This window comes from Ruegeria faecimaris (assembly GCF_900182615.1).
Classification (GTDB): domain Bacteria; phylum Pseudomonadota; class Alphaproteobacteria; order Rhodobacterales; family Rhodobacteraceae; genus Ruegeria; species Ruegeria faecimaris.
Genome location: NZ_FXTE01000025.1, coordinates 1 through 13,491, shown reverse-complemented (window position 1 = coordinate 13,491; position 13,491 = coordinate 1). Strand labels below are relative to the sequence as shown.

The window sequence follows — 13,491 nt, the reverse complement described above, 5'->3', positions numbered from 1 at the left end:
CGTGGATTCACCCCAACTGATACCCCTTGTTTCACTGAGGTGATCACCTGTGACGGTGCCTGTAACGGGAGTAGAACTGCTTCTCCTGGGCACCAAATATCCATAATATTATTATATTTTTCAATCGCTTAAGGCGGGTATCTGTATTTCTATCCACCTTATAGCCCACCTTTGAGCGTATGGTGTTATTCCAGCTTTCCGACTTGAAGAGCGGAAACCGGTCGTTCGCTGCGGTGCAAAGAAAATGCTACACTACTGCAAAGCGGTCATTGAAGCGGACAAACTGCTCAAAAGACCTGGATGATAGTGATCTAACAAAGTTCGCTTCATCTGTTCTCCCCGCCTCGAATGAAGCCCGATTTTGTCTGTGGCAATAGGCCCATCGCCGGGCGCAAAAAAATCGACCCGTTTTCGCGAATCCAAATTGAGTGGCTGCGACGGCGGGGAGTTTAGTAGTAAGCGGTCTTTCAGGAAATGATATCGGAGAAACGATACTCGTGTCGGAAGATCATAACGCGTAGATGTCGAACGGTTCAGAGAAGCCCTTGATACGGGTCCTGCCAAATGTCTCCTGTACATCAGCCCTGTCCAGCAGATCCAGGGTCTCTTGATCAACCAAAATCCGGCTTCCGGTGTTCTGGGTTTCCGCTTCCAATCGGGCTGCGAGATTTACCGCGGATCCGATACAGGTATAGGTCGCCCGGTTGTCAGTGCCGGCATAGCCCGCGACGACTTCGCCTGTAGCGATACCGATCCCGATCCGGAGGCTCTCTTCGCCATCCACGAGCCGGTCGTGATTCAGCATCTCGATCATGTTATGCATTTCATGCCCAGTAGCTACCGCACTTTGCGCGGTATTGTTCAGAGGTTGTGGAACACCGAAGAGAGCCATCAACCCGTCACCCAGCATCAGGCTGACTATGCCGCCATTGCTGGTTACCGCCTCAAACATCAACGTGTAGAAGGTGTTGAGCAGATCAATTGTTGCTTCGGGCGCCAGGTTTTCTGAAAGGGCTGTGAAACCGCGAATGTCGCAAAAAAGAACCGACGCGTTTGCACGTTTGCCACCGATGGCAAAGCCAGACTCTTGCAGGTCTTGCGCAACCTCGGTGGTTGCGAAGCGTTCGAGCAGGCGTCTTTGTTCGTCCCGCAGTCGCTTCTTTTCAAGGCCGCTGGCGACGCGGGCGCTGAGAAGCGTCTTATTCACCGGCTTGGGCAAATAGTCTTCTGCGCCTAACTCGATGCAGCGCACAATATTGTCGAGCCCTTCGACAGAGGAGGTCACAATCACCGGCAATTCGCGCAGGTCGGGGTCCACATTGATTGCTTCCAGAACCTGAAACCCGTCCATTTCCGGCATTTCGATATCGAGTAGAAGCAGGTCATAAGATTGACTCGACAACATCTCCATCGCTACGAGGCCGTTCTCCGCGACAGAGGCTTTGTGCCCCAACAGTTCAACATTGCGAGACAGGAGTAGCCGATTGACTTTGTTGTCATCAACGATAAGGAGATGGCCAGGTGCATCAGTCATTGTTCAGGATCCGCAGGGCCGCGGCAGCTTTGGCGAAAGAGGCCTCCAGAGCTTTCGCATCCATAAGGTCGCCAGTTGCGGGTATGTCCCCGAGCTCGATTTTCCTTGCCAACTCCGCTAGCGCGGTTGCACCAAAGGTGTTTGCATTCGATTTGATGGAATGAGCTGCGCGGCGATATCCATCTGCGTCTGATGCTTCGGCTGCCGATTTCAATTCGGCAATCATGCCGGGGGCTTCGTCGAGAAAGGTGTTCACAAGCTCGGCGGCAAATTCGTCACCAGTCGCGTCCTTGAGTTCAGCGAAGATATCAAGATCAATTGGGCCGTTTGTCATGGATTACTTGCTTTTCCTGGGAACATTTAAAAGGGCTTCGATAAGAATAGGCAGGCGGATCGGTTTGGCGATGTAGTCATCCATCCCGGCATCCAAACACATCTCGCGGTCGCCTTGCATGGCATTGGCAGTCATGGCTACTATATGCGGTCGGTCTTCTCCGGGGAAATCTTTGTTTATGCGGCGTGAGGCTTCGAGCCCGTCCATTTCTGGCATCTGCACGTCCATCAATACGACGTCGTATGTTTGCCGGTTAACGCTTTCGACCGCCTCAGCGCCGTTGCTGGCCAGATCAGCGCGATAGCCCATCTGTTCTAGCAGGCGAAGCGCAAGTTTTTGGTTCACCAAATTATCCTCAGCAAGCAGAATACGTAGCGGGTGGCGTTTGGCCATCTCTGGATCGGTCTGTGGCTTGCCCGCGGGTTTGGTTGGTTTCACTGGGGTATCTTCGGTCGAAAACAGTGTGACCAGAGTGTCGAAGAGATGCGACTGACGCAGCGGCTTGGTGAGGTTGGCAGCAAAGAGGCCGTCTTCGAGGTCAATTTCACGTGGACCAAGTGAACTAAAGAGGATCAGCGGCAAGTCCGGGTGCTTGGCCTGAATTTTCTGCGCGAGTTCCTCACCATCCATTTCTGGCATGTGCATGTCGAGAATGGCCAGATCGAACTTTTTAGCCTCCTCGAGCGTGGCCAGAGCATCGGACGGGGTTTCACAGGTAGTGGTTTTAGTGCCCCATTTCTCGGTCTGGAGCGACAGAATTTTACGGTTGGTGGCGTTGTCATCCACCATAAGAATGCGTTTGCCTTCAAGTTCGGACTGAACGCCCACTAAATCGCGCGACGTCGATTTGACCGGTTTGGAGGGTTTGGTCTGGATCGTAAATGAAAAGGTCGAACCAAGCCCCTCGCCGTCACTTTCTGCCCACATGCTGCCGCCCATAAGTTCCGCAAGACGCTTGGAAATCGCCAGGCCGAGACCGGTGCCGCCATATTTGCGGGTTGTTGAACTGTCTGCTTGGCTGAAGGACTGGAACAGACGGCTCATCCCCTTGTCGGACAGGCCAATGCCGGTGTCGCGGACTTTGAACGTCATCTCAAGCGATCCGCGTTTCTTGGCGGTTTGTTCGACAGAGAGAACCACCTCGCCGCTTTCAGTGAACTTCACGGCGTTGGAAAGCAGGTTCAGCAGGATCTGCCGCAACCGGGTCAGGTCAGCGCTGATCGCAAGGGGCAAAGCGTCGTCAAATTCATAGGCCAGATCGAGCTGTTTTTCGGCGGCCTTGCCGCTGATCAGATCAAGCGCGCCTTCGATACATTCACGCAAATCGAACGGATGGTTCTCGATGTCCATCTGCCCGGCTTCGATTTTTGAGAAATCGAGGATTTCGTTGATTATGCCCAGTAGTGCGTCGCCACTGTCGCGGATCGTGTTGGCATAATCGCTTTGCTCGGCATCTAACTTGGTATCCATCAGGAGCCCACTCATTCCGATAACGGCATTCATCGGTGTACGGATTTCGTGAGACATGGTGGCGAGGAACGCACTTTTTGCTTCGTTAGCAGACTCGGCCACCTCACGGGCCTTTTCGGCCTCGCGGAAAAGGCGCACGTTCTCGATGGCAATAACAGACTGATCTGCAAAAGACTCAGCCATTGCAATATCGTCGTCCGAGAACGGTGTCTTTGATTTCCTGATGAAATAGAGCCCGCCCAAACACTTGTCTCCGCGCATCAACGGTATGCCAAGAAAAGCTTCAAATCCGTTTTCTTCGTGAAGCTTCTTTGCCAAGCGCGGTAAGCCCTGCGACGTCAAATCGTGTACATGCATGGTTTTCCCGGACATTAACACGGACGACAGAAAATTATCCTTCGGGTCCAACGGGTGTCGGGTTCGTCCGAAATCACGAAATAGGCCTTTTGGCGTCGCCAAAGCCACTTGCCACCAGAAACTGTCATCTGACAAAGCGGCGCCTGCCATGTCGCATGAAACAAGCCGTGTCGCGGAATTTACAATCGCCTCAAAAACAGGTGTGGTATCTGAAGGCGATTGGCTGATCACCCGCAGTACATCAGCACTGGCAGTCTGACGTGCCAATGATGCCTGCGTTTCATTGAACAGGCGTACATTTTCCAGCGCGATGATGGCCTGATCCGCAAAGGATTCGGCGATAGACACTTCGTCTTCGCTGAAGATCTTGGACGTTTTTCGAATAAATACCAGATTTCCAAAACAGTCGTTCCCGCGCATCAATGGCACCATCAAGAACGACCTGAACCCTTGTTCCTGTACGATTTGTTGATCTCGCGGCGACAACTCATCAAAGCGGGATTCATCGAAATGCAGCGTCCTACCACTGTGGATGGCGCGGGATGGCAGGTTGTCGTCGGGATCAATGGGCAGACGTTCAGCCCACGTGATTTCCTCCAAGCCATCAGGCGTTGCGGCCGCCACTTGCCAGTACTCTGCCTTGTCAGCTTGCATCGCAATCGACTGATCGCAATCGATAAGCGTCGTCGCGAGGCCAACAATCTTTTCAAAAACCGGTTTGGTATCATCTGGAGATTCTGAGATCACCCTCAACACATCCGCACTCGCCGTTTGGCGCGAGAGTGCGGTTTGGGTGTCATGAAATAGCCGTGCGTTCTGGATCGCGATGACAGCTTGATCAGCAAAGCCCTTCAGAACGCGCAATTCCTTGGCCTGAAAAGGATTGTCTCGCCGTGCAACGCCGACTGCGCCGATACCTTTCATTTCCCACATCATTGGAGCGAATGCGACCGAATGGTATCGTGCTATGCGCGCTATCTTTTGAAGAACGGCGGGTGTGTCCGGATTGTTTATACAATCCGAATAGTTGGCAACCTCACCTGTCCGCAGTGCATTCGCGACGGGCGTTATCTCCCAAGGTGCCGGAAAGGTCTTGGCCACTTCGTCCCGATAATCGCCAATGTAAGCTTCGACTTGCAAGAGACCGTCGTCATCAACAAGCAGCACATCAAGTTCTTCGCCACCAAACAGCACTTTACAACTTTCAAGAATCTTCTCGAATACCGGCTGCGTGTCTTCGACCGATTGGCTGATGACGCTAAGTATCTCGGCACTGGCTTTTTGCTGCTCCAGCGCCTCTTCGACCTCTGCCGTGCGCGCCTGCACTTCTTTGAACAGCCGGGTATTGTTGATAGCGATCACCGCCTGGGACGCAAAAGTTTCCAACAGGCTTACCTGTTTGTCACTAAACGCGGCCGCCTGCCGGTGCGCCATAACGATGACGCCGACCGTTACACCATCGCTGACCAAGGGAACTCCGAGTGTGGTGAGGTAGTTACCGATCTCCGCTGCCTCTTTCCAAGTATAGGACGGGTCCTTGCGCGTGTCTTTTATATAGACGGTTTTACGATGCAGCGCCGTGCGACCGATGCAGGAACCTTCCTCTGGCGCGATGGGGTTGTCGGATAAAAATTGCAGAAAAGCATCACTAACGTTGTGTGACATGGCAACGCGATACCGCCCATCTGCGGCATCCCGCATCGCGAAGAATGCATATTCCGGCGAGCATATTCGTGCCGAAACCTGTAATATGGCGTCCAGAACCGGTGGCAGATCGTTGGGCGAGCGAGAGATGACATCAAGTACTTCGGAAGTGGCCGTCTGATACTTTAACGCCTCTTCGACTTCGGCAGTGCGTTCTTGTGTTTCCCGGAACAGCCGCGCGTTCTCAATGGCGATACTGGCTTGATTGGCAAATCCCTGAACGAGCTCCACGCAGTTTTGTTGCGGTGGCCCGGCTTCGGCCCAGCCTACAATCACGACACCCCAAATCCGCGTTTCGGCCCGGACTGGTACGGCCATCAAGCGTCGATACCCAGCCTTTTTTGCAAGCTCCGGACTGAAATATTCGGGACCGTGCGCGTCTGATAGATGCTGGACATCGCCGCTCTTTACCACCAATGGAGCCAAGTGGCCTTCGGATGCTTCCATCGGGTAATCGGAGGTCAGCAATTCTAAGGTAGCGTTTGGAAATCCATATTGTGCGCAGAAATGATATAATTTGCCGTCAAATCGTTCGAGAACACAGAACTGCGCCCCACAAAGCTCGGCGGATTTTTGAACAACAAGATCAAACACTGGTTGGATATCGGACGACGCTTCGTTGATGACCTGCAGAATTTCCGCGCTTGCTTGTTCGCGCACCAGCGCTTCTTCAACTTCGGCAGTGCGGGTTTGAACTTCTTCAAACAACCGGGTGTTGTTGATCGCAATTACAGCCTGGGCAGCGAATGTTTCCAACAGGGCGATCTGTTTTGAATTGAAAGGAGCGACTTTGATGTGGCAAAGCACAAGTACACCAACGACGACTTTGTCCTTGATCAGTGGAACACCCAAAAGTGAGCGATACTTGCCCATACGCGCGGCTTCCTTCCAGGCGTATTCGTCGGCTTCAGTGTCCTTGTAGTAGACAGTTTCCCCTCGTGCCGCTGTTTGGCCAATACCGCTCCCATGGCCTGCCGGTACTGGGTGGGACTTCATGAACTTCATAAAATCACTGTCAAAATCGAGCATAATGTCAGTATGGTAGAGGTTGTCCTGTGGATTCAGGATCGAGATCGCAGCATATTTTGGGTCGCAAATCCGGTTGGCGACCCTCAATATCTCCTGCAGTACAGGCTCCAGCTCATTCGGGGATCGAGAGATTACGGACAACACGTCTGACGTTGCAGTCTGATACTCCAGCGCTTGTGTAACTTCTTCCGTGCGTTCCTCTAATTCATGAAAAAGGCTCGCGTTGGTAATCGCGATGACGGCCTGATCCGCAAATGTTTCCAGCAATTGGATCTGTTTGTCGGAAAAACCCGAGACCACCGCCGAGCCAAGAGAAATAACGCCGACGACCTCACCGTTTTTGACCAGCGGAAGCCCAAGCAAAGATTTATATTCACCTACACCACTTTCTTCCAACCAAGTGTAGGACTTATCCGTTTCGACATCTTCGACGTAGCTTGTTCGTTTCGACAGGATCGCACGTCCGCTAACACCGTTCTCTTCTGGCAAAATCGGGTGAGTTTTTACGTACTCTGCAAAGGTCGTGTCCTGTGTGAGCGTCGAGTGCACATGATAGAGCCCATCGTTCGGATTCAGCATCGCGACGTACGCGTCTTGCAGCTCGCAGATCCGCGAAGCTTCATTGAGAATGGCATCCAGAACAGGCGACAGCTGATTGGGAGATGTCGAAATGACGCGCAGCACTTCGGATGTTGATGTCTGATACTCTAAGGCTTGTGTGACTTCCGCCGTACGCTCCTGAACCTCGCGGAACTGGTGTACGTTATCCATTGCGATCACGGCTTGAGCTGCAAACGTTTGGACCAGCGCGACGTCGTCATCCGAAAAAGGCGCAACTTCACGGCGATAAAGAACAATCACCCCAAGACCAGTGCCGTCTTTCATCAGCGGTACGGCAAGAACCGAACGGGCGCCTTCAACCTCGACCATCTGAACACGTTTTGGATCACGATCCCGATGGTAAAGCGGATCATCAGCAATATCGTCCTGCCGGATCACCTGACCATCGATCATCGGCCTAATTGCAACCAATTCCGTGCGCGTCAATGGTTCTACGAACCCCTTCAAGGCTTCATCAAAATCCGTTCTCGCACCGATATTGGCCGGAATCGTCGCCAGGCCACGTTCGTGATCAGCGACGCAAAGGAAGGCCAGCGGCGCTTTGCACAAACGGCTGGCATTTTCGAGTATGCTATTGAAGACAGGGCTATCGTCATCGCGACTGCGGCTGATGACTTCGAGGATTTCGCGCGATGCTTCTTCCCGTTCAAGTCGTTCCTGAACTTCACGAAACTGGCGCGTGTTTTCGATGGCAATGACTGCATGTTTGGCGAATTCTTCAATCAACTGTACGTCAGGGTCAGCAAATGGCCGTACCTCACGGCGGCTGACCGCGATGGCTCCGATAGCCTGATCTCCTTGCATCAGGGGGACTGTAACGCGTGACCGAATGCCTTCGATCTCAACCATCATGGCAGCTGTAGGATGGCCCGAGCGATAAAAATCCGTGTCGGTCAAATCATCGATGCGACCAACCTTACCTGTTCGTATCGCAATGGCTATGGGAATCGATTCGTCCAACTGCCACTCGTCTCCAACATCAAATCCGGTTCTCTGATGTCCCCAATTCGCGGCCAACCGCCCGTGGGTCCCGGCAGCGTTGATAAGAATAAGTACAGCCTGATCTGCATCACATACCCTGGTGGCCTGCTGAAGCACTGAATCAAAGACGCGCGCATCGTCATCACGGCTTTGGCTAATGACCGTTAGAATTTCTTGCGTTGCCGTCTGACGCTCCAATTGCGTGTGCAGCTCATTCAATTGTCGTGTGTTGTCCAAGGCGATCACGGCCTGCGCGGCAAAGCCCTCAACCAGAGAAATCTCGTCGTCTGTAAAGGCCCGAACCTCACGTCGGTAAATCCCGATAACGCCCACGGGCGTACCATCTGCCGACATTAATGGGACCGTCAGAAATGACCGGACACCTTCTTCGTCTACAAGTTGACGGCGCCATGGGTCGCCCTTGATATACTGGTCAGTCAGGCGCAAATCGACATTGTGAACAACGCGCGCCTCGCGCACGGACTCCGCAATCTGGAGATGTGAGTCCAGTGACCAACGATCTACGCCAACCTCGTAGGTCGCCAACTGATCACCAAAATGGGCCGCATATTCAAGGTGGGTTCCAGCCTCATTCAAAAGGCTCAATGTGGCGACATTTGTTTCGCAAAGCCGAGCGGTGTTTTCCAGGATCGTCTGGAACACCGGCGTCTCATCTTCTCGTGATTGGCTAATTGTCTCAAGAACTTCACGCGAGGCGCCTTCGCGTGCCAGGCGGATTTGCAATTCGCGGAATTGGCGAACGTTCTCAATGGCGATTACCGCTTGGGCGGCAAAGGTTTCGACGAGCTTAACCTGATCGTCGGTATAGGGCCGCACCTCGTCTCGCGCCAACATCAAGCATCCAATTGCACCGCCGTCCACCTTTAGAGGAACAAACAGATTGCTGCGGCACCCATGCTTGTCGACAATCAACTTGAACCGTTCATCGCCGGATTTGTGGAAATCAGTGTCTCCCATATCCACAACGCGTTTGGTCTCGCCGCTGAGGATGGTTTCAGTCACCAGAGAATTGCCCGGCTCCATCGTGTATTTGCCATCAAGCCAGAGTTGCTGAATGTCAGGGTGCAGGTTGACGCTGGCCACGAGCTGCTGAAGGGCGTCGCCTTTTCGCCCCAAAACCAAACCGGCAAAAACAGCGTCGCAAAGGTCCTTTGCGAGCGTGACAATCAGATCGCATACCGGCTGAACGTCGTCCTTGGTCACAGAGATCGCCTGCATCACCTGAGCGGTGGCTTCAAACCGCGCCTGTTGATCAACTGCGCTTAACTCCGAACTTGGCGCAGATGATGGCGCGGTACTTATCGGTGTCTCTGATACCTTTTTGTAGCCCAACTGAGCCCAAACTCCCACGTCAATTCTGACTAACAACTGCCCGGAGTTTAGAGAGCATGTTATAGAAGTCACTGGAATTCTTTACGGATGATGCCCTTTGCATTCATGCACGCGCGAGCACGGCCCACTTAGCTCGGATCATCCGGCTGGTCAGCGCGATGAATCAACAGTGTAGTGCCAAGGCGCTGGATAGATTTATAGGCCTTACTGTTCTGGCACTCCATAGCCAACGAGAAATGCGCCTCGAAATCGTCAGGACGTTCGATCTCTGAAGCGCTCCACCGAGCGTCAAAGCTTAAATCCAGACTTCTGTTGGCGAAAGGCAGCATGTGCTGGGTACGCGAGCCCCTGTGAACTCTCTGGGAAGATGCACTGCGAAGTGTACTGCTTGCTTAACAGGACGGCAGAGATGTTCCCATCTCGGCCACCGAAGCAATGGAAATGTTGCAAATGTCGGAATGGCCGCTTTCAGGAAGCTGATTAGTTAATCATGGTTCAAGCTCAATGCCCGGTTTGGGCCGTCCTCATCGCCGCGATCTGAGCCCTCCAATAAGATGTCGCGGTTGCTCCGAGGTCGGCTCTGAGCCCAAAGCAGCCTTTGCAAATCGATGCAAATCACTTCCGTTGCTTGCCACTTTCAGTCTTTGGTTGCGGCCAAACTCTTCTGTTCGAGTGCTTTTTTGAATGTGGCTGTAAGCCGCTCGTTCAACGCGTGGTGAGGTTTAGCAGATGAACCGTAGTGCAATTCTGCCAACGCGGCGATGTCGTTAAATATCACCACAGACCCTCCATTTTCGCCTGCATATACAAGAAGTTTCTGGCAAAATGCATCCAGACCAATTGCGGGGAAATCCGCCATTGCAACGCCGCCCGGCGCTGGCCCCCCAAAGAGAAGCAAGACAGCGTCAGGTAGCGTGACGCCATGCTTGTAGGCTTGCTTGGCGAAATCGATTTCACCAAACCAGACCGTATCGTCCTGTGCCGTCACAATCCTGGTCAGGTTTGATACTGCTTCAGCGACGCTAAGTGGGGAGGTCAGTTCGATAATGCCGAAGTCTGGGGTCAATCCATCTGTAGGTGCCGGTGTTGCGCCTGCACCATCCACTACCGCGTTAAGTCGGATCCCAAAGTTGTTGAGTGATTGCTGGTTGTCTAAAGAATGCCGGATCTTCAAAAATTCTGCGTTCGTATAAATGTCCTTGGCGGTTCCATCCTGCGCAAAGGACAACACCCGAAACGGCAGGTCTAAGCCTGCTCTGACATTGTCGCTCAGGATCGATGTGTTGATACTCGGGTCCGAAAATATTTGAACCCGTGACGGCGGCATCTCAACACCTTCTGCTGCTGCTAACCGCGCATGATCAATTGTCACAACTGAGTTGAACCCGGCGTCTTCCACTGCGCGCTCAATGGCAGCAAAACTGTTATCTACAGCCGCCTCGGCTGAGGACGCATATGCTTCGGACCCTCCGGTCAGCACCAGAGATGCTGCAACGAGACTAAATTGACAATGATGGATTAGATTTTTCAGGTCTTTCATTTGCTTTCCCCATTTTTGAGCAAGAGCATGAGTGACAGAGCAGCAAAAACCAGTTCGGCTATCAGATAAAATACCAGTATTGCCCCCGGCAGACCATCCAACAGGATGCTCAAAGCACGGCCGCCAGCAAGCCCTGCCATGAACAGAAAAAGTACCCACAGCGCGGACCGCTGCAACTTCGGCTTTGTCGACGCAACCAACCAAAACAGTGCGTTCGCCAGATAGAGGCCCATGATGGCGCGGAAGACATGCGTTTGGTTTACACCTTCGACGGGAAAACCCAACAGATAGGTTACGGAAGCCGACGGCATGAGGCCGTAAGATAACGCTATGGGCACAAGGCCCAAGGCAGCCAGGATCAATAACGAGCGTTCTGTCATGATACCGTTCCCATGGTTTCGATGTTGTTGGAGCGTCGCCTACTAACCCAGTATGGCACCCCCCTCCAACGGTATAAAGGATAGTATCTTATTCAGAAGTATAGATTATTGAAATGTAGTGTGGTCACCTAGTCGCGCTGTGGATAGGCTGCGGAAAGTAAAAAGGCGGAGGGACAAATGAAAACATTAGCGGCAATGACACTTGGGCTGTGTATCGTAGGGTCTAGCGTTTGGAGTGACGAAAGTGAGCGCCCAAACATACTCGTGATTATGGCTGACGACGTAGGATGGGCAAGCCTCGGCGTTTACCATGGGGGTATCAAAAGTATCGAGACCCCAAATCTCGACCAGCTTGCTTCCGAAGGTGTACGCCTGACGGATTACTATGCTGAACCCAGTTGTACGGCGGGTCGGTCGGCATTCATGACAGGACAAATGCCTATTCGAACAGGTATGCACACTGTTGGTCTCCCGGGCGATCCAGTTGGGTTGCACCCCGATGATCCCACGCTGCCAATGTTTTTGAAGAAATTGGGCTATACCACGGGTCAGTTTGGCAAAAATCATCTTGGAGACCTGAATGAGTTTTTGCCTACCACCAAGGGCTTCGACGAATATTGGGGTTGGTTGTATCACTTGAACGCAATGGAATACACAAGTGACCCAGACTGGCCCGATGACCCGGAATTCGTGGCGCAGTTCGGTCCACGTAACATCATCCATTCGTACGCTACCGAAGAAGACGACGAAACGATCGACCCTCGTTTTGGTAAAGTTGGAAAACAACGCATTGTCGATGATGGGCCCGCCCCACCAGAACGGCAAGCGACCTTGGACGATGAGGTAACAAATCACACCAAAGACTTCATTTCTCGCGCGGTAGAAGCAGATACTCCATTCTTCGTGTGGATGGCTCCGGCACGGGCTCATGTCTGGACACATCTTAGTCCCAAGTATGAGGCGATGCTTGGTGACGGTCGCGGTCTGCAAGATGTCATTATGAAAGAACTGGATGACAACGTCGGGAAAGTCTTAGCTCATCTGGTCGACCTTGGAGTGTCCGACAATACTATCGTCATGTTCACCGCGGACAATGGTCCGGAGACGCTGACGTGGCCGGATGGAGGCACGACACCCTTTCATGGCGAGAAAGGAACGACTTGGGAGGGCGGTTTCCGCGTCCCGGCGGTCATCAGGTGGCCCGGCAAGATCCCCGAAGGGCAGGTGTTGAACGGTATTTTCAGCGGCTTGGACTGGATGCCAACATTTGTTGCTGCTGCGGGTGGTCCGGCGGACCTCAAAGAGAAACTGTTAGAAGGTTATGAAGGCTTCAAAGTCCACGTCGATGGCTACAATCAACTTCCTTATCTGAGCGGAGAAGCGGAAGAGAGCAGCCGTCGGGAACTGCTCTACTACCAGGGAACGGACCTTCAAGCTGTGCGCTATAATGATTGGAAAGCTCATTTCGTAGTTCAAAACCATGGATGGTCTGGCCCAAAAGAAGAGTTGGTAGCTCCGTTGCTCTATAACTTGCGCAGAGACCCGTATGAGAAAGCAGCTGATGAAAGTGGCATGTATGTCCGTTGGATGGGAGAAAAAATGTGGGCGTTCGGGCCCGCCGCACGCATTGTGCAATCGCACTTGGCGACCTTCCAAGACTTCCCGCCGCGAGGACGACCGGTAGCAAATCAGAGCCACGTAGAAGAACAAACTTCCAAGGAAGGTGGCATGTCTCAGTAGAAAACTGAACTTCCACTATTCAAATGCAGGGCGAGCTTTCGTTGGACACAGCCGCAAGCTCGCCTTTGTGAAACTACATTTTTGGCGACCCAAACGGGTCATTACTTTGAGTAAATGGCCGACACTTTCTGATTTTTGTAAATGGCGGTTTTGTCCGCATTGCGTGAGTTCAACCTACCTCATCTTTTGCGGTTGCGGCGAACGGCAGCAATGCGGGCTGCGGATGCAGTATTTCAAGACAGTGTTCAAGGTCGGCTCTGGGCCGTTCTCGTAGGCTCAATCGCTAGATATTGCACTTGCAACAGCGTTGGTACTGATCCCAATAAAGTGATTTCGCTACCGCGAACGAACGACGGCTCCCGTTTGAGGTCAACCAATTGATCCGTTTCTTGCGCATTCGGTTCAAGTCGCTCAACACACGCGCAAGAACCGGGTCGCGCTTCACTCG

At 52.8% G+C, this 13,491-nt stretch carries 6 protein-coding genes; 1 reads left to right on the top strand and 5 read right to left on the bottom strand.

Annotated elements, in window-relative coordinates; all coding sequences use genetic code 11:
• Positions 1-508: 508 nt before the first annotated feature.
• From FN806_RS20055 to FN806_RS20035, 5 genes are all read right to left on the bottom strand, one after another.
• A complete protein-coding gene (locus FN806_RS20055; RefSeq protein WP_142640384.1) occupies positions 509-1,534 on the bottom strand; it encodes an adenylate/guanylate cyclase domain-containing protein in 1,026 nt (341 codons plus the stop codon).
• Positions 1,527-1,868: an Hpt domain-containing protein gene (locus FN806_RS20050; RefSeq protein ID WP_142640383.1), complete on the bottom strand. Its 342-nt coding sequence runs from the start codon at positions 1,866-1,868 to the stop codon at positions 1,527-1,529. Before FN806_RS20050 ends, FN806_RS20055 begins: the two co-directional genes overlap by 8 nt.
• A gap of 3 nt (positions 1,869-1,871) precedes the next feature.
• Positions 1,872-9,254, bottom strand: coding sequence for a GAF domain-containing protein (locus FN806_RS20045; RefSeq protein WP_185956756.1), 7,383 nt, complete (start codon positions 9,252-9,254; stop codon positions 1,872-1,874).
• A gap of 766 nt (positions 9,255-10,020) precedes the next feature.
• Entirely contained in the window at positions 10,021-10,923 is a 903-nt protein-coding gene (locus tag FN806_RS20040) for a DUF302 domain-containing protein (protein ID WP_142640381.1), read from the bottom strand.
• Positions 10,920-11,303, bottom strand: a complete 384-nt coding sequence (locus FN806_RS20035; protein WP_142640380.1) for a DUF4345 domain-containing protein — start codon at positions 11,301-11,303, stop codon at positions 10,920-10,922. Before FN806_RS20035 ends, FN806_RS20040 begins: the two co-directional genes overlap by 4 nt.
• Before the next feature lie 177 nt (positions 11,304-11,480).
• On the opposite strand from FN806_RS20035, the gene FN806_RS20030 reads away from it, so the two are divergent.
• Positions 11,481-13,043 carry an arylsulfatase gene (locus FN806_RS20030; protein ID WP_142640379.1) on the top strand — a complete coding sequence of 521 codons (1,563 nt, stop codon included), beginning with the start codon at positions 11,481-11,483 and terminating at the stop codon, positions 13,041-13,043.
• Positions 13,044-13,491 lie beyond the last annotated feature (448 nt).